Here is a 19,557-nt window from a genome sequence, read left to right as displayed (position 1 = left end):
GTGGGAAGTCAAGGGGGCGCTGGAAACTGCGGTGGACCAAATTTCCTGACGCCCATGGGGAGATGAGATGACTTCTGTCAGTCGCCGGACGTTTGTTGGGGGTGCTGTGGCTGTTGTGTTGAGCGGAGGGGCCGCGGGGCGCGCGAATGCGAGCCCAGCGCGGGCTGCCGCGCCTGACTATGCGGCGGTGCGGAATGCGATCCGGCGGTTGAGCGGGGTGGATCCGGGGCGGTTCGCGTTGAGCGGGCTGACGGCGGGGGCCGGGGAGACGGATGCGTTCCAGATCAGCCGGGCCGGGGATCAGGTGGGGCTGGCGGGCAGTAGCACGGTCGCACTGTTGTCGGGGTTCAACTGGTGGCTGAAGTACGTCGCGCGCGGGCATCTGTCCGCGAACGGCGACCAGGTGCCGACGGCGCTGCCGACGCCGGCCGCGCCGATCCGGATGAGCACCGAGCTGGCTGAGCGGTACGCGTATAACTTCACGTTCTTCGGTTACACCAGCCCGTACTGGCAGTGGGCGGAATGGGAGCGCGAGCTTGACTTCCTGGCGATCAACGGGACCAACCGGGCGCTGGCGCTGATCGGGCAGGAGATCGTCTGGTACGACACGTTCCAGGACTTCGGGATGACCGAGCTCGAAGTACGCCAGTGGATCTCGATGCCTGCGCATCAGCCGTGGCAGTGGTACGGCGAGACGACCGGATACGACCTGGACGCGTCCGGGTACAGCGGGCCGGTCTCGGTCGGGTTCCTGCACAAACGCCGGGACCTGGGCCGGCGGATCGTGGACCGGATGCGGGAGCTCGGGATCACGCCGGTCTTCCCGGCGTTCGTCGGCCACGTACCGGACGACGTGTTCGCGTCGCGCCACCCCGGGACGCACATCCCGGCCCAGAAGGACTACGCCGGCCACCCGCGCCCGTACTGGCTCGACACCACCGAGGCGCTCTACCCCGAGGTCGCCCGCCGCTTCTACGCCGCGCAGGAGGAGCACTTCGGCAAGACCACCCACTACTCGAACGACCTGTTCCACGAGGTCGGCGACGACCTGCCGGACTATCTGGACGGCGCGAACCTCGGCGACGCCGCGGTCGCCGTCCAGGACGCGTTGGAGGAGGCCTCCCCCGGCGCGATCTGGCTGATCCAGGGCTGGCAGTCGAACCCGCGGCTGGAGATCCTGAACGCGGTCGACGAGAACCGGATCATCGTCCTCGACCTGGACTCCGACGACGACCGCAAGTGGGAGGACACCGAGGCGTACTGGGGCGTGCCGTGGTGCTGGGGCAGCATCCAGAACTTCGGCGGCCGGCTCGGCATGTTCGGCAACCTCGGTGAGCCGGGCCAGACCTTCCCCCGGGTCCGCACCCGGGCGGACCGCAAGCGGCTGGTCGGCTGTGCCTGGGTCCAGGAGGGCCTGCACCAGAACCCGATCGTCCCCGATCTGCTCGGCGAGATGATGTGGCGCCGGACGGCGGTCGACCTGTCCACCTGGGTCCGGGACTTCGCCGTCCGCCGGTACGGCAGCGACGACGCGAACGCCGTCCGGGCGTGGGACATCTTGCGGCGGACGGCGTACTCGTACGTCTCGACCAACCACACCACCGGCGAGGGACCGTTCGAATCCGCCTTCGGCGCGATGCCGGACCTGAACCTGCGCAGTGTCTCGATGTTCGGGCCGGACGAGTTCCGCTACCTCCCGGAGGAGTTCGAGCCGGCGTTGGCCGCGCTGCTGGCCGTCGCGCCGGCGCTGCGCGGCAAGGCGACGTACAAGTACGACGTCGTCGACGTGACCAGGCAGGTGCTGGCCAACCGGGGCCGGCTGTTACTCGACAAGATCCGCGAGGCGTACGAAGCGAAGGACGGCGCCGGGCTGCGGCGGCACAGCGACCGCTTCCTGAAGACCATCGACCAGACCGAGCGGATCCTCGGGACGCATCCGCAGTGGATGCTCGGGCCCTGGCTGGAGCAGGCGAAAGCCTGGGGGACGACTGCCGACGAGAAGCAGCTGATCGAGTGGAACGCCCGCTCGATGATCACGATCTGGACCGAAGAGGCGTTCGGCACCCTGCGCGAGTACGCGAACCGCGAGTGGCACGGCCTGCTCAGCTCCTATTACAAGCCACGCTGGCAGCGCTTCCTCGCCGATCTGCCCGGAACAATGGCCAGCGGCCAGCAACCCCAGTACGGCGATTGGCTCGCTCGCGGCGACGCCTGGAGTCAGCAGACCGAGCTGCACCGGACGACGCCGTCCGCGGACCCGTACACCGTCGCCGCCCAGATCGCCGCCGAACTGGCCGCCGACCCGGTCTGACCCGAAGGAGCCGAGATGCCCCGCTTCCGGAAGAACGCAGGCCAGCTGTCGGTGGCCGTGAACACGCTGAACATGACTCCGAAACACCCGCCGTGGCCGAGCCTGTGGATGGGCGGCTACGGCTGGGACCCGCGCGGCGGCGACGGCACGTACGCCCGCAAGCTCCGCGCGCACTGTCTGGTCCTGGACGACAACGGATCGCCCAACGTGCTGCTCCGCATCGATGTGGTGAGCCTGCCCCGCGAGGTCCATCAGGAGCTGCGCCGCCGCGTCGTCCAGGTCGAGAACCTGGTCGCCGACTCGGACTTCCTGATCGCGAGCAGCCACACCCACAGCGGGCCGATGATCGGTAAGAGTCATCCGCACCCCAACATCCTGATGAATCTGCAGCCGGCCGACATCGCGGCGGTCGACCAGTCGACAACGCTGTTCGTCGACCTGATGGTCGACCTGGTCAAACGCACCGTCCAGGCGCCGCGCGTCCCGGCGACGCTGCAGTACGCCGAGGGCTCGGTCCGGGTCGGGCACAACCGGGTCGGCGTCGTCGAGACGGTGCTCCCGCAGGTCCCGGTCCTGCTGGTCCGGAACGCGACGACGAGTGAACCGGTGGCCGTCCTGTTCGGTTACGCGTGCCACCCGGTCTGCCGCGGCAACGACACGATCTTCGACTCCGACTACGTGGGTGTGGTGATCGAGTCGATCGAACGCCGGCTCGGCCTGCCCGCCCTGTTCTTCCAGGGGCCGGCCGGTGACATCAACCCGAACGCGGGCGGCCCGCTGGTGGTCGGAGAGAAGCTCGCGGACGCCGTCGTCGACGTCATCGCGCGGGACGAGTTCACGCCGGTGGCGGGGCCGATCCTGACGCGACTGACCGAGATCCAGCTGCCGTTCGCGGTCGACACCGGGAACGCGGCGGTCCAGGCCGGGCTGCGGCGTACGTTCGAGGGCCGGCTCAACGGTCACCTCGGCCCGGCCGAGGTGCGGCACGCGCGGCTGATGCTCGACCAGCTCCGGACCGGAACCCTCGCCCGCTCGATCCCGATGCCGGTCCAGTGCTGGAAGCTCGGCGGGCTGACGATCCTCGCGCTGTCGCACGAGGTGCTGGCCGGGTACGACGCCCTGATCCGCGCTGTCGCCACCCGGCTCGGGATCGGCCGCCTGTGGATCATGGCTTACGCGAACGAGACCCAGTGCTACGTGCCGACCGATGAGACCGCTTGGCATCCGGGGTACGAATCCAGCTGGCGCGAAGGCGATCCGCTCGTCGCGGGCTACGGCTCGAGCATGCTGGCTTACGCCTGGCCGGCGCCACTCAAGTCGTCGCCGACCGGGACCGTCCCAGCTGCGCCCGGCAGCACGCAGGCCACGCTACTGGCGGCCTGCGAAGCCATCCTGCGGTAGCTGGACGCCGACGGGCAGGGGTGCCCGGATCTCCTCCTGCAGCACCCTTGCCTGTTCGGCGGCCGCCGCGGCGGCAGCACGTCGTCCGGCACTCTGCTCCGCCGCTGCGAGCGCAGCCAGGGCCTGGGCTTCGCGCAACCGCAGCCCGGTGGCGCGGGCGAGCTCGGTCGCCGCGCGCGCCGCCGTACTCGCGCCCTTCGCTCGGCTGCGGGACAGGCCGATCAGCGCGGTGATCTCGCCCTGGGGGTAGCCGATACTCCGGGCCAGCGACAGTGCGGCGGTGTGTTCCTCGACTGCTTTCGAACGCTCGTCGACGCCGGAGTGCGCCGTCGCCAGCGTGTTGAGCGAGTCGACCTCGAACCGCCGGTTGCGGGTCTGCCGTGCCAGGTCGAGTGCGTCGGTCGCGTAGTCGACGGCGGCCGCGAGCTGACCGTTGTCGCGGTGCAGGGCCGCCAGGTTCTGCAACACCTCGGCCTCGTCGTGGCGAGATCCCAGGCGCTGGTAGCGGTCCAGCGCCTCCTGGTGCCGGCGCGCGGCCGCGTCGTACTCCCCCAGCCTGAGGTGCAGCGCGCCGAGCGTGTTCAGCGCGGTCGCCTCGGTGTGGAGCAGGCCCAACCGCCGGCTGGTCGCCAGAGCGGCTTCGAGCTGCAGCTTCGCGGGAGCGAGCCGACCGGCCTCCAGGAGCGCCATTCCGAGCCGAACGGACGCGACCGCCGCCGGAAGCTCCGGGCTGCCCTCTAGCGCTTCAGTGAAGCTCTGAATGGCGGACGCCGTTTGCCCACGTTCCAGGTGGACGACGCCGAGGTTGATCATCGCGACCGCGCGTCCGGCCGCATCCTCGAACAGCTCCAGGGCCTGCTCCAGCTGGACGACGGCGTCGTCGTACTCGGCGGCACTCCAGCGCAGGACGCCGAGCGCGTTGCGTAGCGTCGCCTCGGCCTGCCGTTCGCCGTACGCGCGTGCCGTCGCCAGAGCGATGGTTGCCGTTGTCAACAAATCGTGGTCGTGCCGGTTGGTGTGCAGGTATCCGGCCAGCGCGTCGGCCAGGTACCAGCTCATCGGCGCGAGCTCCGGGTCCGACGCCGCCGTCTCCACTGCGGCCACCAGACCGGCGCGTTCGCGGCCCAGCCACTCGACGGCGGCCTGGTGGTCGATCGGCGTTCTGGCCGACAGCCACTCCGGTCTGGGGAGTCTTGGCAGCGTTGCGTCCAGCCGATCCGCAGCGGCGTCCGCAGCGCTCAGGTAGAAGCTGTAGAGCCTGGTGAGCGCGGCCGTCCGTTCTGCTGCGCTGTCCTCGGTCTGGGCCCGGTCGCGGGCGTAGAGCCGCAGCAGGTCGTGGAACTGGTACCGACCGCGGTCGTGCTGCTGCACGAGGCTCGCGGCGGTCAGCCGGTCCAACAGCGCGAACGCCTGCACCTGGTCCAGATCGGCCAGTGCGGCGGCGGCCTCGACGGAGAAGTCCGGCCCGGGGACGAGCCCGAGCAGGCGGAAGAAGCGGGCCGCGTCAGCTTCGAGCGGTTCGTACGACAGGCTGAACGCCGTCCGGACGGCGGCCTGGTCGTCGTCCTCGATCGCCAGCGCAGACAGGCGATTCGCGTCCCGGAGCTCCTCGACGTACTCCGTCAGCCGTGTGCCCCGGCGGCTGAACAGATTGGCCGCAGCGATCCGGACGGCGAGCGGCAGCCGGCCGCAGAGGCGCAGCAACTCGGCACCGGCTTCGGGGTCGGTCGCGAGCAGCTCGTCACCGGCGATCTCGGTCAGCAGTGCGCGGGCGTCGGCGTCCGAGAGCGGCTCGAGTGCGACGCGTCGGGCGCCTTGCAGGGCGATCAGACCGCGCAGCTCGTTCCGGCTGGTGACGAGCACCGCGCAACCGGGCTCAGCGGGGAGGATCTGGCGGACCTGCTCAGCGCTGGCCGCGTTGTCCAGGACGACGAGGAGCCGACGGTTGGCGAGTAGGGACTGATAGAGGTCGACCTGCTCATCCGGATGCGCCGGTAGCTGGGCGGGCTGCGTCCCGAGCGCGCGGAGCAGTTGGGTGAGCGTCCGACCAGGGGCGGCTGGTGCGCCAGTCGCGTAGCCGCGGAGGTCGACGTACAGCTGGCCGTCGGGGAAGTCGTCGGCGAGCCGATGCGCGACGTGGACTGCCAGCGCGGTTTTGCCGACGCCGGGCGGTCCGGAGATGACGACGAGGCGGAGGCCACGGCTGCCGGAGCGCCGGGCAAGGAGCCTGGTCAGCTCGGTGGTCTCGTCGTCACGGCCGACGAAGTCCAGAATGCCGGCCGGCAACGACCGCGGCGTCCGGCCGACTGAGCTGAGCGGCCGCAGTACAGGGTCGTCGCTCTGGATGGCCAGCTGCAGACGGTGCAGGTCCCGGCTCGGCACCGATCCGAGCTCTGTGGAGAGGACGGCGGTCAATCGGTCGTAGGCATCGAGCGCGTCGAGCGGCCGGTTCGCTCGGTGCAGCGCGAGCATCAGCTGGCCCCAGAACGCCTCCCGGAACGGGTGCTCCGACGTGAGCGAGCGGAGCTCGGGGATGACCTGCTGGTGCCGGCCTAGATCGAGGTCCAGCTGCAGGCGACGCTCCAACGCCTGGAAGCGCAGCTCCTCCAGCCGCGGCAGCTCGTCACGATGCAGGAGGTCGGACGGGACGTCGGCCAGCGGACGGCCGCGCCACATGGCCAGAGCCTCCTGCAGTCGGGCCGCTTCGGTCGCCGGGTCCTGCCGGCGTCCGACTTCTTCCGCCTTGCTTAGCGCCTCGTGGAAGCGGAGGAGGTCGAGCTGCTCCGGAGCCACCGTCAGCCGGTAGCCGCCTGACTCGGTGCTGATGTGGCCGTCGTCGCCGAGGATGCGACGCAACCGCATCACGTACGCCTGCGCCGTCCCGCGCGCGTTCGGCGGCATGTCGGACTGCCAGAGCCGGTCGATCAGCTCCTCGACGGCGACCACCTGGTTGGCGCGCAGCAGCAACGTCGCCAGCACCACGCGCTGTTTGGCCGCGGGCACCACGACCGGCCGGCCCGCTCGCAGAATCTCGAGCGGGCCGAGGATCCGGAACTCCAGGCCGTCGATCATGATGGCCCGTATTCAACCTCCGGCGGAGGTCTCCGAGCGGTCAGCGAGCCGGCTCGGCCTCCGCGATGAGCTGCTGGTCCTCGTCGCGGTGCTTGCGGTACTGCTGCACGGAGTACCCGATCGCGGCTGCCCAGACCAGGTAGATCACGGCGTAGAAGGCGTAGCGGACGCCGTCCGGCGCGTCGATCCAGTCGCTGCGCAGCAGGGTGCGGGTGTTGGTCAGGATGATGACGCCGCCGACGGCCGAGCCGAGCACCCGCGGCGGGATGTGCCGGACCAGCCAGGCCGCGATCGGCGCCGCGATGATGCCGCCGAGCAGCAGCGCGAGCACCCAGGCGTAGTTCACGCCCTCGGAGCCGATACCGATGATGAAGCCGACACTCGCGGCGACCGCGACCAGGAACTCGCTGGTGTCGATCGAGCCGATCGTCTTCCGCGGTTCGAGCCGCCCGCTGGCCAGGATCGCCGGCGTCCCGACCGGCCCCCAGCCACCGCCGCCGGTGGAGTCGACGAAACCGGCGACCAGCCCGAGCGGACCGAGGAACCGCTTGCGCAGCGGCTTGCCGAGCCGGCCCTTCGGCAGGCCGAAGGTGGTGAACCGGATCAGCACGTACAGGCCGAGCGCGAGCAGGATGATCGACATCAGCGGCGCGGCCGTGTCGGTCGACAGATTCGACAGGAACGTCGCGCCCGCGAAGGCCCCGACCGCCCCCGGGATGCCGATCTTCGCGACCACCTTCCAGTCGACGTTCCCGAACCGCCAGTGCGAAGCGCCGGACACCAGCGTCGTGCCGATCTCCGCGAGGTGGACCGTAGCGGACGCCGCCGCCGGGTTCGTGCCGATCGCCAGCAGCAGCGTCGTCGACGTGACGCCGTAGGCCATGCCCAGGCTCCCGTCGACCAGCTGAGCGCCCAGACCGACCAGGGCGAGAAGGAGCAGTTTGCGCATGAGAGCCACCAGTTCACCGGGATGCGGGCCAAGACCTGTATTTCAATGCGATTGCTAGAGATTAAGCCCCCACCACCCCCTCCCAGCCCGCTGCTCACAATGCGGGACGACATTATGCTGAACGACTATGCAGGAAAATAACCCGGAAGTTCGCGTGGTCACCGCCATCTCCGCCCCCGCCGCGGCGGTGTGGCGGGTGCTGACCGAGATGGACCGGTTCACCGAGTGGCATCCGACCTTGTCCGTCGATCAGCCGGTGGAGTTGCGCGCTGGGGCCGTGCTGTCGTTGCGGCTCAGTGGCGGCGCGGCCGGCGAGCAGCAGTTCTCGGTCGAGGTCACGCAGCTGGAGCCCGAGCGGCTGCTGGCGTGGGAAGGGGGTACGCCGGAGGTGTTCTTCGGAGCGCACTCGTTCGAGCTGACCGAGCTGGCCGGTGGGGTGCAGCTCGTGGATACCGAGCGCTTCACGGGCTCGATGGCCGGGGCGGTGATCGAGGAGAATCGCGCCGCGCTGGAGCACGAGTACCGGCAGGTCGGATTGGCGCTGAAGGAGTTCGCCGAGCGGCAGCAGTTAGGCTGACCGCCATCGCTGGAGTCAAGGGGCAGGTGCAGCAACGCGGCGTCGATCGGCGCCGCGCGATCCTGGACGCCGCCGGCGAGCTGTTCGGCCGCCAGGGGTACCGCGGGACCGGGCTGGCCGCGATCGCCGCGGACGCTGGTATTACCGCGTCGGCCGTCGTCCACCACTTCGGCAGCAAGGAGGGCCTGCTGCAGGCCGTCCTCGACGATTACGACGAGCGCGCTGCGGCCCGCCTGGGTCAGTACGTCGGCCAGGGCGTGGGCGGCCTGCTCGACGCGATGCTCGACAACGCCGGGCACATGACGCACAACGTCCATCTCGCGACCTTGCACACCACGCTGCAGGCCGAGCATCTGGAGGCCGCCGCCGACCACCCGGTCCGGCAGCGGTTCCTGGACCGCAATCGCCTGCTGCGTAAGGCGATCGCGGACATCTTCCGGACGGCGGACGCGGCCGGTGAGCTCAGTTGCCCCGATCCCGAGGCCGTCGCCGCCGAGATCCTCGCCTTCCAGGAAGGCGCGCTCGTCCTGTGGCGGCTCGATCCGGACGTGGACCTGCAGGGCTTGTACGCCGGTTACTTCCGGCGGCTTCTGGCCTGACTTGCGAGTTTTAGTCGTTGCCGAACAGCGACAGCGTGCGCCAGGTACCGAAGGCGACTTCGGCGGCGCGGTCGGCGTCGCCTTCGGCGCACAGGCGGATCAGCTCGTCGTGGCGGGCGATGGAGGCGCGTCCGCCCTGGGAGGAGAAGCGCAGGCGCTCGGCCCGGCGGACTACGGGCGAGAACTGCTCGAGGACGGTCCGCAACGCCCGGTTGCCCGCCACTCGAACCGGCACGTCGTGCAGGTCTTCGTCGGCGCGCAGCGCGGCTTCGATGTCGCCTGCGTCGAGCGCCGCGCGAAAGCGGTCGTTGGCCTGACGCATGGCCGCCAGGTCGACCTCGGTGAGATTGCCGACCGCGGCCCGGACGGCCAGTTGGTGCATCGAGGCCACGACCTCGCAGGCCTCGCGCAGGTCCCGCGCGTTGAGCGCGCTGACCGTCGTCGACCGGCCCGGCTGGGCATGAACCAGCCCCGCCTCGCCGAGCCGCAGCAGCGCCTCCCGGACGGGCGTCCGGCTCACCCCGAGCCACTCGGCCAGCTCGACGTCGCGCAGTTGCTCCCCCGGCGTCAGGCTCCCGTCGACGATCGCGTCGCGGAGCCGCCGGTAGACGTCGTCCCGCAGCAAGCGCCGGTCGATCGAAGGAGACTCGCGTGGGATGGGCATGCAATATATTGACGCGCCGAACCTGCCGATGGCAAATCTCCGCCAGCTTTGACAGCGTCTGCAATATATTGCATTCTGCTGCTCCAAGAACCCGCCGAGAAGGAGCCCGTCATGAGCAACGCAGAGATCAAGAACGTCGTCCTGGTGCACGGCGCGTTCGCCGACGGGTCCGGCTGGCGCGGGGTCCACGAGCGGCTGACGGCGCGCGGCTACCGGGTGACGATCGTCCAGAACCCGCTCACCTCACTGGACGACGACGTCGCCGCGACGACGCGGATCCTGGACCAGCAGAACGGCCCGACCATCCTGGTCGGACACTCCTGGGGCGGCACCGTCATCACCGAAGCCGGCGTCCACCCGAACGTCGCCGGACTCGTCTACGTCTCGGCCCTCGCACCCGACGCCGGCGAGACCACGAGCCAGCAGTACGAGGGCTTCGCCGCCACCCCGGACTTCGTCATCGACGTCACCGAAGACGGCTACGGCTTCCTCAACCACGACAAGTTCAAGGCCGGCTTCGCCCACGACGCGACCGACGCGGACGCCGCCTTCCTGCGCGACAGCCAGGTGCCGATCAACATGTCGGTGTTCGCGACGCCGGTGAAGCACGCCGCGTGGCGCGAGAAGCCGTCCTGGGCCGTGATCGCGACCGAGGACCGGGCCTTCGACCAGGCGATGCTGCAGCACATGGCCGCCCGGGCCGGCGCCAAGATCACCAACGTCTCCGCCAGCCACGCCCTGTTCCTGACCCAGGCCGCCGTCGTCGCCGACACCATCGACGAAGCCGCCCTGACCGCCGCGCGCTGACCCCCGACGGTCGGCCCAGCCACGCTCCCCGAGGACGACATGCCGATCACGCCGTTCCAGGTCACACTCTGGATCGAACTCCTCGCCGCCGGCCTCGGCGGCCTGCAAGGCGCGCTCTTCGCCGCCGGGCTGCGCAGCCGCCGCATCGACATCCTCGGCGTCATCGCGATCGGCCTGGCCGTCGCACTCGGCGGCAGCCTGCTGCGCGACGTCGTCCTCAACCGGCCGCCGGTGGTGATCTGGAGCAACTGGTACCTGCTCGTCGCCGGGGGCTCGGCCGCCCTCGGCATGGCGCTCGCCCCGCTGGTGGCCCGCGGCACCTGGCTGATCACCGGGCTGGACGCCGTCGTCATGGGCCTGTTCGGCGCCATCGGCGCCTCGAAAGCGCTCTCACTGGGCGTCGGGGTGGCCGGCGCGCTGGTGGTCGGCGTGATCGGCGCCATCGGCGGCGGCATGCTGCGCGACGTCATGCTCGGGCTGCCGTTCTCGTTCCTGCACGTCGGCACCCTGTACGCCGTCGCCGCCGGAGCGGGCGCCGGGGCGTTCATCCTGCTCGCCGGGCTCGGGGTCGCCGTCCCGGTCGCGGGGCTGGTCTGCGTCGTGGTGACGACGGTCCTGCGGGTGGCCGCCGTCCGGTTCCGGTGGACGTTCCCGGAGCAGTTCGCACTGCGCCGTCGTCCTGACAAACCTTGACATCAGCATCGAAACTTGCCTACGTAACGCAGCGTGACAAACGCGGTCCGTCACGGTTGCGCTGAAACGGTTTCACGGAAGAATCACGATTCGGCTACTACCTTCTTTACCCATGGCGTCCCACAGTGCGAGATACATAAGGTTCCCCGAAACTCAGGTGGACGAATTCACGGCTGGGGGCTGCAATCTCCACGAGGATGGGTGAGGAATGACGCTGGGGGTATCCGAGGCACCGTCGCCGGACGACGGGCTGCCGGCCGAACATCTCGCGGAGACCGCGGAGGCCAAACAGATCGAAGGGCGGTCGCTCGGCAAGATCGCCTTCGCGCGACTGCGCCGGGACAAGATCGCGATCATCAGCGCGGTGGTGATCCTGCTGATCATCGCGGTGGCGCTACTGGCGCCCTTGATCGTCAAACTGAACGGTTTCCCGCCGGATCAGTTCAACAAACTCGACGCTGACGGGAACCCGCTGCTGAACACGCGGGACGGCGGTATCCCGATCGGCGGGCTCTTCGGCAGCGGCTCCAGCGCCGAGCACTGGCTCGGTGTCGAGCCGCAGAACGGCCGCGACGTGTTCTCCCGGCTGGTCTACGGCACCCGGGTCTCGCTGCTGGTCGCGCTCGGCGGCACCATCATCGCCGTCGTCCTGGGCACCGTCATCGGGATGGTCGCGGGCTACTTCGGCGGCTGGGTCGACACCCTGCTGAGCCGGCTGATGGACATCATGCTGAGCTTCCCGTCGCTGCTGTTCGTGATGGCGCTGACGCCGGTGATCGCATCCCGCGGTCAGGACCTGCTCGGCATCCCGGACGACAACAAACTCCGGATGGGCGTGCTGATGTTCGTCCTCGGGTTCTTCGGCTGGGCCTATCTGGCCCGGATCGTCCGCGGCCAGACCCTGTCGCTGCGCGAACGCGAGTTCGTCGAGGCGGCCCGGTCGCTCGGCGCGGGCCCGGGGTACGTGATCTTCAAACAACTGCTGCCCAACCTGCTGCCGACGCTGCTCGTCTACACGACGCTGCTGATCCCGGGCAACATCACCGCGGAGGCCGCGCTGTCCTTCCTGGGTGTCGGCATCAAGGAACCCACCGCGTCCTGGGGCCGGATGATCTCCGACGCGTCCGACTGGATCGAGAGCAACCCGTTGTACCTCTTCTTCCCCGGCATGGCGTTGTTCATCACCGTGCTGGCCTTCAACCTGCTCGGGGACTCCGTCCGCGACGCTCTCGACCCGCGCGCCGGAAGGGGCTGACCGATGGGACGCTATCTGATCCGCCGGTTGCTCCAGGCGGCGCTCGTACTCGCGGTCATCAGCGCGATCACGTTCTTCCTGTTCTGGGCGACGCCGGCCAACCCGGCGCTGCTGATCTGCGGCAAGAACTGCGACACCGAGACCGTGGCGCAGGTGAACGCGACCTACGGCTTCGACGACCCGCTGATCGTGCAGTACGGCAACTACATGGAAGGCCTCGTCAGCCCGGCCGGCCGGACGATCGGCTCCGAGGGCAACGAGCGCGAGTGCGCCTGGCCGTGCTTCGGTGAGTCGTACCAGAACGGCATCCCGGTCTGGGACTCGATCTCCGACGCGTTCCCGTCGACGCTCTGGCTGGCTGTCGGCGCCGCCGTCCTCTGGCTGGTGTCCGGCGTCATGCTCGGGCTGATCGCCGCCCTGCGCAAGGGCAAGTTCATCGACAAGTTCAGCGTCGGGCTGTCGCTGTTCGGCGTCTCGTTCCCGACCATCGTGTTCGGGTACCTGCTGCTGTTCCTGTTCATCGTGAAGCTGCAGTGGATCCCGTTCCCGGACACCGCGAACGCCGCGCTGTTCACCGTCGGTCCGGTGAAGTGGCTGCAGTTCTACATCCTGCCGTGGATCACGCTCGCGCTGGTCTTCGCGGCGCTGTACACCCGGCTCACCCGGGCGAACATGATCGACACGATGAACGAGGACTACATCCGCACGGCCCGGGCCAAGGGCCTGGACGAGCGGACGGTCGTCTTCAAGCACGGACTCCGCTCGGCGCTGACGCCGATCATCACGATCTTCGGTCTGGACGTCGGCGGCCTGCTCGGCGGCGCGGTGATCACCGAGCAGATCTACAGCATCACGGGTCTGGGTAAGTTCTCGATCGACTCCGTGCTGGCCAACGATCTGCCGGCCATCATGGGCGTCGTGCTGTTCGCGGCCATCTTCGTGGTCGTCGCGAACATCATCGTCGACGTGCTGTACGCCGTCATCGACCCGCGGGTGCGGTTGTCGTGAACAGTAAAGGTGACGCGGTGAGCGAATCGGCGAAGAGCCGGCCCTTCCTGGAGGTCAAGGACCTGCAGGTACATTTCCCGACCGACGACGGCCTGGTGAAGGCCGTGAACGGTCTGTCCTTCAGTCTGGAGCGCGGGCAGACGCTCGGCATCGTCGGCGAGTCCGGCTCCGGCAAGAGCGTGTCCAGCCTGGCGATCATGGGTCTGCACAAGGGCAGCCGGGCCAAGGTCACCGGTGAGATCTGGCTGGACGGCGCCGAGCTGGTGGGGATGTCCGTCCCGGAGATCCGCCGGATGCGCGGCCGCCAGATGGCGATGATCTTCCAGGACCCGCTGTCGGCGATGCACCCCTTCTACCGGATCGGCGACCAGCTGGTCGAGGCCTACCTGGTGCACAACGACGCCCCGAAGGCGGTCGCCCGCAAGCGCGCGGTGGAGCTGCTCGACCGGGTCGGCATCCCGTCGCCGGACAAGCGGTTCAGCGACTACCCGCACCAGTTCTCCGGCGGTATGCGGCAGCGCGCGATGATCGCGATGGCGTTGATGTGCGACCCGTCGCTGCTGATCGCGGACGAGCCGACGACGGCGCTCGACGTCACGGTGCAGGCCCAGATCCTGGACCTGATGCAGGATCTGCAGAAGGAGTTCAACTCCGCGATCATCATGATCACCCACGATCTCGGCGTGGTCGCGCAGATGACCGAGAACGTCGTCGTGATGTACGGCGGCCGCGTGGTCGAGACCGGCGCCGTCCGGGACATCTTCTACCGGCCCGAGATGCCGTACACCTGGGGTCTGCTCGGCTCGATCCCGCGGGTGAACAAGACCGGCTCCGCACGGCTCAAGTCGATCCGGGGCACTCCGCCGTCGCTGATCAACCTGCCCAAGGGCTGCCCGTTCCAGCCGCGCTGCGACCAGCAGGCCCATGTCGAGGGCCGGTCGTGTGTGAACGAGCTGCCGGAGCTGCTGCAGATCGGGCAGGACGGGCACAGCGTGCGCTGTCACATCGACACCGGACAGCGCAAACGCCTGTTCGCCGAAGAGATCAAGCCGAACCTGTGATGGCCGAGGAGCGCCGGTGAGTACGACGACATCCGCCGAACAGGCGACCCCGGTCAAGCCGCGAGGGGAACTGCTCCTCGAGGCGACCGGCCTGCAACGTCATTTCCCGATCACCCAGGGAATCGTCTTCCAGCACCAGACCGGAGCGGTGAAAGCCGTCGACGGCGTCGACCTGTCCATCCACGCCGGCGAGACGCTCGGCGTGGTGGGCGAGTCCGGGTGCGGTAAGACCACCACCGGGAGGCTCGTCACGCGACTCGACGAGCCGACCGGCGGCACGCTGAAGTTCCTGGGCAACGACATCACGCACCTGAACCGGACGAAGATGCGTCCGTACCGGCGTGACATCCAGATGATCTTCCAGGACCCGTTCTCGTCGCTGAACCCGCGGCAGACGGTCGGGGCGATCATCTCGGCGCCGTTCGACATCCAGAAGGTGAAGTCGGACGGCGGCACCAAGAAGGCCGTCCAGGCGCTGATGGAGCGGGTCGGGCTGAACCCCGAGCACTACAACCGGTACCCGCACGAGTTCTCCGGTGGGCAGCGGCAGCGGATCGGCGTGGCCCGCGCGCTCGCGCTGAACCCGCGGCTGATCGTCTGCGACGAGCCGGTCTCGGCGCTGGACGTGTCGATCCAGGCCCAGATCGTGAACCTGCTCGAGGACCTGCAGGCCGAGTTCGGTCTGGCGTACCTGTTCATCGCCCACGACCTGTCGGTCATCCGGCACATCTCCGACCGGGTCGCCGTGATGTACCTCGGCAAGGTGGTCGAGACGGCCGGCCGCGACGAGCTCTACAACCACGCCCGGCACCCGTACACCCACGCCCTGCTTTCGGCGGTCCCCGAGGCCGACCCGGACGCCGAGAGCCACCGGGACCGGATTCGCCTCACCGGCGACGTGCCGAGCCCCTTGAACCCGCCGTCGGGATGCCGGTTCCGCACCCGATGCTGGAAGGCGCAGGAGATCTGCGCCGATCAGGAGCCACCCCTGGTCCAGATCGGCGCTCCTGATCATCAGGTGGCCTGCCATTTCCCAGAGGAACGGGATGTCATCTGACCTTTACCTGCACGTTTCCACCCGCCGTGACCCGGCGGAGCACGTCATGACAAGAGAGGAACACTGACCATGGATCACGTCAAGCGCACCGGGATGGCGATCGCCACCGCGGTGACACTGACCCTGACCGCGGTCGCCTGCGGCGGGGACGACACCGGCGGGGCGAGCGGCGGGCAGAGCACGGGCGCCGGCGCCAAGGGCGGAACGGTGACCGTCTACGCGGTCAACGATCCCGAGCACCTGGACCCGGCCCGGAACTTCGTCACCGACTCCGGCATGATCGGCAAGCTGATCACCCGGACCCTGACGGACTACCGCTACGACGCCAAGTCGAAGAAGATCGTCCTGGAGAAGGACCTCGCCGAGAGCTACGAGTCCACCCCGGACTTCAAGACCTGGACCTTCAAGCTGAAGGACGGGCTGAAGTACGAGGACGGCACGCCGATCGTCGCGGCCGACATCAAGTACAACCTGGAGCGCTCGTTCGCGGCCGACATGGCCGAGGGCGCGCCGTACGCCAAGACGTACATGGACTGCGCGGGCTACAAGGGCCCCTACGTCGGCGACAACAACGGCGGCAAGGGCTGCACCGCGATCGAGGCGACGGACGAGAAGACGCTCGTCTTCAAGCTGAACCGCGCGGTCCCGTCCTTCGACGGCACCACGACGATGAAGATCTTCGCGCCGGTCCCGAAGGCCAAGGACACCAAGACGCAGTACGACAACAAGCCGGTGTCCTCGGGCCCGTACAAGATCGAGACCTACACCCGGAAGAAGCAGCTGGTGCTGGTTCGCAACACCGAGTGGGACGCGAAGACCGACCCGGTGCGCACCGCGCTGCCGGACAAGTTCATCTTCAAGTTCGGTGACGCCGAGGCCACGGTCGACCAGCGGCTGATCGCCGACGGCGCCGCGGACCAGAGCTCGCTGAGCTTCGCCGGCGTGCAGCCGGAGAACATCGCCAAGACCAACCAGGCGAACGTCAAGGACCGGCTCGTCGAGAGCACCGACATCTGCCGCCGCTACATCGCCTTCAACCAGCAGAAGCCGCTGCTGAAGAACCAGAAGCTGCGCGAGGCGCTGTACTACGGCCTCGACCGGACGAGCTACCGTGACGGTCGCGGTGGCGAGCGTCTGGCCGCCGTCGTCGACTCGATCATCCCGCAGGACATGCAGGGCTACCAGCCGGAGGAGACCTTCAAGGCTCCGCCGGAAGGCGACCCGGCGAAGGCCAAGGCGCTGCTGGCCGAGGCCGGCTACAAGGGTGAGAAGCTGACCCTGGCCACGGCCGACTCCGGTCTGGCCACCAAGGCCGCCGAGGCCGCGCAGGCGTCCTGGAAGAACGTCGGCATCAACGTCGAGATCCAGAAGGTTCCCGGCGACAACTACTACTCGACGCAGCAGCAGGACTCCGCTGCGGCCGACCTGATCACCGCCGGCTGGTGCTACGACTGGGCCAGCCTGACCACGATCGTTCCGTCGGTCTTCGGTCCGGACGCGACCGCTCCGGGCAAGGCCGCGCAGAACAACTACGGCCGTAGCCAGGCCGGCTGGGACAAGATGGCGGAGATCGCCAAGGAGTCCGACAAGGAGAAGGTGGAGCAGGGTCTGGCCGACCTGTACACCGAGATCATGAAGACGGCGCCGGTCGTGCCGACCCTTCAGGACCTCAACGTCTACGTCGTGGGCTCGAACCTCGACGGCGTGGTCGCCGACCCGAACAGCGGCGGTCTTCCGGACCTGACGCAGATCGGCGTCAAGAAGGTCAGCTGATCGTCAGCTAGCTGATGATCAGCCGGGAGAGCCACGGCACCCGCCGTGGCTCTCCCGCTCTGTTCCAGAGGTAAAGGAGGCGTCAGTTGCCGACGAGCACCGCATCCGGTCGTCGCTACGACTCGTCCGGACGTAAGGACCAAGCGCGGATCCGGCGCGCCGCCGCCCTCGATGCCTGCCTGGCCCTGTTCCTCGAACGCGGCTTCGCGGCAACCACCATGAACGCCGTCGCCGAGCGCGCCGGCGTCTCGCCCGAGCTGCTCTACAAGGCGATCGGCCCCAAGGCCGCCCTCGCGAAAGCGGTCTGGGACGCCACCCGCACCGGCGACGACGAGCCGCTCACCGAGCGCTTCGTCCCCCGCGAGATCTCCGCCGCGGCCGGTATCCAGGCCAAGCTGGCCGCCTACGCGGCCCTCGTCACCTCGGTCAACGAACGCCTCGCGCCGCTCGCCGCCGTCCTGCTGGAAGGCGGCGCCGACGCCGCCCAGGTCGTCGCCGAGACCGACGCCGACCGCCTCACCGGCCTGCGCACCTTCGCCTGCCACCTGGCCGCCGAAGGCCTCCTCTCCCCCGACGCCGATCCCCTCACGGTCGCCGACGCCTGGTGGGCTCTCACCGGCCCCCACCTCTTCGCCCGCCTCACCCACGACCGCGGCTGGCCGGTCCCCCAGTACCAGCAGTGGCTCGCCACCGTCCTCGAACTCTCCGCCAAATAGGGCGGCCCCAATAGTTTCAAGTTACAGATTTTGACATCTGTAACCCACCGGCCGTACCGTGGCCGTCATGAGCGTGCGGCGAGCCCTGGACCCCGAAGCGATCCTCGCGGCCACCGAGCAGATCCTGCGCCGGCACGGGCCGGACAAGGCGACGGTCGTCGACGTCGCCCGGGCGCTCGGGGTCAGCCATGCCGCGGTCTACAAGCACTTCGCCTCCAAGCAGGCGCTGCGTGAGGCCGTCACCCGGCGCTGGCTCGCAGCGAACCGGGACGCGCTGGCGGCCGTGGCCGCTGATGGCGAGACGGCTCCGGCGGATCGGCTGCGCGGCTGGCTGCATGCCGTCCTGGCGGTGAAACAGGCCAAGCTGCGCGAGGATCCGGAGCTGTTCGCCGCCTATGTGCTGCTCGCGACGACCCATGCCGAGGTGGCCGTCGAGCATGTCGTCGACCTTCTCGGCCAGCTGACCGCGATCGTCGCGGCCGGTATCGCGGACGGTTCGTTCCGGGACGCCGACGCGGCCGCCACCGCGCGCACCCTCTTCCACGCCACGACCCGGTTCACCCATGTCGCGCTCGCCGACGAGTGGCTGAACGCCGGGATCACGGCCGAGCTCGACGCCGTTTGCAGCGTGCTGCTCGACGGTCTCCGCACCCCCTGACAGGCAGGAGCGACCCACCATGGTCCAGTCCATCGGAGTGACCGAACCGGGCGGCGCGGACGCGCTCGCCGTCCTCGATCTCGAGCCCGAGCCGCTCGGGCCCGGGCAGGTCCGGATCCGGGTCACGCACGCCACGGTGAACCCGGTCGACGCGATGATGCGCTCGCGTCCCCGGCAGAGCGCGACGGACGCCGTCCGCGTCCCTGGGATGGAGGTCGCCGGCGTCGTCGCGGAGATCGGGCCGGACGCCGACCGGCAGCTCGCGGTAGGCGACGCCGTACTGGCGATCGTGGTGCCGTCCGGTGCGCACGGCGGCTATCGCGCGGACGTCGTCGTCCCGGCGGGCTCGGCGACGAAGATTCCGGCCGGCCTCTCCCCCGCCCAGGCGGCGACGCTCCCGATGAACGGGCTCACCGCGCAGCTCGCCCTCGACACACTCGCGCTTCCGGCCGGTTCGACGGTCGCGGTCACCGGCGCCGCGGGCACGGTCGGCGGGTACTTCGTCCAGCTGGCCAAGCGGGCCGGGCTGATCGTCATCGCGGACGCCGCCCCGGCGGACGAGGCGTTCGTCCAGGCCTGCGGCGCCGACACGATCGTGGCCCGCGGCAACGACTTCGCCGCCGCCGTCCGGGAGCAGCACCCCGGCGGCGCCGACGGCCTGCTCGACACGGCCGGGCTGGGCGCCGCTGTCCTCGGCGCGGTCCGGGACGGCGGCGCCTTCGTCACCCTCAACGGCTATCAGGGCGACGGCGGCGAGCGGGTCCAGGTCGTCCCGATCTTCGTCTTCCGGTACGCCGAACAACCCGCGGCCCTCGACCGGATCGCCCGCCTGGCCGCCGCCGGCGTCCTGACCACGCGGGTCGCCGGCGAACTGCCGGCCGCGAAGGCCGCCGAGGCGCACCACGCCCTGGACCAGCGCGGGCTCCGCGGCCGCTACGTCCTGCGCTTCGACTGAT

Annotated in this window: 17 protein-coding genes; 14 read left to right on the top strand and 3 right to left on the bottom strand. The window is 69.4% G+C overall.

Annotation, left to right across the window (positions count from 1 at the left end; all coding sequences use genetic code 11):
• Positions 1 to 187 precede the first annotated feature (187 nt).
• Positions 188 to 2,311, top strand: a complete 2,124-nt coding sequence (locus ACZ6ZD_RS26315; RefSeq protein ID WP_465676570.1) for an alpha-N-acetylglucosaminidase — start codon at positions 188 to 190, stop codon at positions 2,309 to 2,311.
• A 15-nt stretch (positions 2,312 to 2,326) separates the two neighbouring features.
• A complete protein-coding gene (locus ACZ6ZD_RS26310; RefSeq protein ID WP_465676569.1) occupies positions 2,327 to 3,712 on the top strand; it encodes a hypothetical protein in 1,386 nt (461 codons plus the stop codon).
• On the opposite strand, the gene ACZ6ZD_RS26305 is transcribed toward ACZ6ZD_RS26310, so the two are convergent.
• Both ACZ6ZD_RS26305 and ACZ6ZD_RS26300 read right to left on the bottom strand, forming a co-directional pair.
• The gene (locus ACZ6ZD_RS26305; RefSeq protein WP_465676568.1) at positions 3,680 to 6,784 is read right to left on the bottom strand and encodes an AfsR/SARP family transcriptional regulator; all 3,105 of its coding nucleotides are present in this window, start codon (positions 6,782 to 6,784) and stop codon (positions 3,680 to 3,682) included. The two genes, ACZ6ZD_RS26310 and ACZ6ZD_RS26305, sit on opposite strands and share 33 nt — an antisense overlap.
• 40 nt (positions 6,785 to 6,824) lie before the next feature.
• A complete protein-coding gene (locus ACZ6ZD_RS26300) occupies positions 6,825 to 7,733 on the bottom strand; it encodes a sulfite exporter TauE/SafE family protein (protein ID WP_465676567.1) in 909 nt (302 codons plus the stop codon).
• Between the two features lie 154 nt (positions 7,734 to 7,887).
• Between ACZ6ZD_RS26300 and ACZ6ZD_RS26295 the strand changes: the two genes are divergently transcribed.
• Positions 7,888 to 8,310 (top strand): SRPBCC family protein, encoded by a 423-nt coding sequence (locus ACZ6ZD_RS26295; RefSeq protein ID WP_465676566.1) that lies wholly within the window; start codon positions 7,888 to 7,890, stop codon positions 8,308 to 8,310.
• Positions 8,311 to 8,336: 26 nt separating this feature from the next.
• Positions 8,337 to 8,909 (top strand): TetR/AcrR family transcriptional regulator, encoded by a 573-nt coding sequence (locus ACZ6ZD_RS26290; RefSeq protein ID WP_465676565.1) that lies wholly within the window; start codon positions 8,337 to 8,339, stop codon positions 8,907 to 8,909.
• 10 nt (positions 8,910 to 8,919) lie between these two features.
• Here ACZ6ZD_RS26290 and ACZ6ZD_RS26285 read toward each other — a convergent pair whose 3' ends face one another.
• Positions 8,920 to 9,573, bottom strand: a complete 654-nt coding sequence (locus ACZ6ZD_RS26285) for a GntR family transcriptional regulator (protein ID WP_465676564.1) — start codon at positions 9,571 to 9,573, stop codon at positions 8,920 to 8,922.
• Between the two features lie 111 nt (positions 9,574 to 9,684).
• Here ACZ6ZD_RS26285 and ACZ6ZD_RS26280 point away from each other — a divergent pair, with 111 nt between their 5' ends.
• The 10 genes from ACZ6ZD_RS26280 to ACZ6ZD_RS26235 all read left to right on the top strand — a co-directional run bounded on the left by ACZ6ZD_RS26280 (position 9,685) and on the right by ACZ6ZD_RS26235 (position 19,556).
• Positions 9,685 to 10,380 carry an alpha/beta fold hydrolase gene (locus tag ACZ6ZD_RS26280; RefSeq protein ID WP_465676563.1) on the top strand — a complete coding sequence of 232 codons (696 nt, stop codon included), beginning with the start codon at positions 9,685 to 9,687 and terminating at the stop codon, positions 10,378 to 10,380.
• Positions 10,381 to 10,419: 39 nt separating this feature from the next.
• On the top strand, positions 10,420 to 11,073 hold the full coding sequence (locus ACZ6ZD_RS26275; protein ID WP_465676562.1) for a trimeric intracellular cation channel family protein: 654 nt from the start codon (positions 10,420 to 10,422) through the stop codon (positions 11,071 to 11,073).
• 208 nt (positions 11,074 to 11,281) lie between these two features.
• Positions 11,282 to 12,328 (top strand): ABC transporter permease, encoded by a 1,047-nt coding sequence (locus tag ACZ6ZD_RS26270; protein WP_465676561.1) that lies wholly within the window; start codon positions 11,282 to 11,284, stop codon positions 12,326 to 12,328.
• A 3-nt stretch (positions 12,329 to 12,331) separates the two neighbouring features.
• Positions 12,332 to 13,336 (top strand): ABC transporter permease, encoded by a 1,005-nt coding sequence (locus tag ACZ6ZD_RS26265; protein WP_171672940.1) that lies wholly within the window; start codon positions 12,332 to 12,334, stop codon positions 13,334 to 13,336.
• 17 nt (positions 13,337 to 13,353) lie between these two features.
• Positions 13,354 to 14,397: an ABC transporter ATP-binding protein gene (locus tag ACZ6ZD_RS26260; protein WP_337796565.1), complete on the top strand. Its 1,044-nt coding sequence runs from the start codon at positions 13,354 to 13,356 to the stop codon at positions 14,395 to 14,397.
• Between the two features lie 16 nt (positions 14,398 to 14,413).
• The gene (locus tag ACZ6ZD_RS26255) at positions 14,414 to 15,454 is read left to right on the top strand and encodes an ABC transporter ATP-binding protein (protein ID WP_465676560.1); all 1,041 of its coding nucleotides are present in this window, start codon (positions 14,414 to 14,416) and stop codon (positions 15,452 to 15,454) included.
• A 69-nt stretch (positions 15,455 to 15,523) separates the two neighbouring features.
• Complete coding sequence (locus tag ACZ6ZD_RS26250; RefSeq protein WP_465676559.1) at positions 15,524 to 17,227, top strand: ABC transporter substrate-binding protein; 1,704 nt, start codon at positions 15,524 to 15,526, stop codon at positions 17,225 to 17,227.
• A gap of 86 nt (positions 17,228 to 17,313) precedes the next feature.
• Positions 17,314 to 17,943 carry a TetR/AcrR family transcriptional regulator gene (locus ACZ6ZD_RS26245; RefSeq protein WP_465676558.1) on the top strand — a complete coding sequence of 210 codons (630 nt, stop codon included), beginning with the start codon at positions 17,314 to 17,316 and terminating at the stop codon, positions 17,941 to 17,943.
• Between the two features lie 67 nt (positions 17,944 to 18,010).
• Entirely contained in the window at positions 18,011 to 18,601 is a 591-nt protein-coding gene (locus tag ACZ6ZD_RS26240; RefSeq protein ID WP_465676557.1) for a TetR/AcrR family transcriptional regulator, read from the top strand.
• A 19-nt stretch (positions 18,602 to 18,620) separates the two neighbouring features.
• The gene (locus ACZ6ZD_RS26235; RefSeq protein ID WP_465676556.1) at positions 18,621 to 19,556 is read left to right on the top strand and encodes a quinone oxidoreductase family protein; all 936 of its coding nucleotides are present in this window, start codon (positions 18,621 to 18,623) and stop codon (positions 19,554 to 19,556) included.
• The last annotated feature ends 1 nt before the right edge of the window (position 19,557 follow it).

The organism is Kribbella sp. NPDC104218 (assembly GCF_055584105.1).
The sequence above is the reverse complement of the archived record's forward strand: the minus strand, read 5'-3'. Positions and strand labels throughout refer to the sequence as shown.

What these genes read in the sequence shown, in the direction of transcription:
- ACZ6ZD_RS26310 (WP_465676569.1), top strand. Translation starts at nt 2,327, where the DNA reads ATGCCCCGCTTCCGGAAGAACGCAGGCCAGCTGTCGGTGGCCGTGAAC.
- ACZ6ZD_RS26265 (WP_171672940.1), top strand. Translation starts at nt 12,332, where the DNA reads ATGGGACGCTATCTGATCCGCCGGTTGCTCCAGGCGGCGCTCGTACTC.
- ACZ6ZD_RS26285 (WP_465676564.1), bottom strand. Translation starts at nt 9,573, where the DNA reads ATGCCCATCCCACGCGAGTCTCCTTCGATCGACCGGCGCTTGCTGCGG.
- ACZ6ZD_RS26250 (WP_465676559.1), top strand. Translation starts at nt 15,524, where the DNA reads ATGGATCACGTCAAGCGCACCGGGATGGCGATCGCCACCGCGGTGACA.
- ACZ6ZD_RS26280 (WP_465676563.1), top strand. Translation starts at nt 9,685, where the DNA reads ATGAGCAACGCAGAGATCAAGAACGTCGTCCTGGTGCACGGCGCGTTC.
- ACZ6ZD_RS26240 (WP_465676557.1), top strand. Translation starts at nt 18,011, where the DNA reads ATGAGCGTGCGGCGAGCCCTGGACCCCGAAGCGATCCTCGCGGCCACC.
- ACZ6ZD_RS26305 (WP_465676568.1), bottom strand. Translation starts at nt 6,784, where the DNA reads ATGATCGACGGCCTGGAGTTCCGGATCCTCGGCCCGCTCGAGATTCTG.
- ACZ6ZD_RS26270 (WP_465676561.1), top strand. Translation starts at nt 11,282, where the DNA reads ATGACGCTGGGGGTATCCGAGGCACCGTCGCCGGACGACGGGCTGCCG.
- ACZ6ZD_RS26300 (WP_465676567.1), bottom strand. Translation starts at nt 7,733, where the DNA reads ATGCGCAAACTGCTCCTTCTCGCCCTGGTCGGTCTGGGCGCTCAGCTG.
- ACZ6ZD_RS26275 (WP_465676562.1), top strand. Translation starts at nt 10,420, where the DNA reads ATGCCGATCACGCCGTTCCAGGTCACACTCTGGATCGAACTCCTCGCC.
- ACZ6ZD_RS26235 (WP_465676556.1), top strand. Translation starts at nt 18,621, where the DNA reads ATGGTCCAGTCCATCGGAGTGACCGAACCGGGCGGCGCGGACGCGCTC.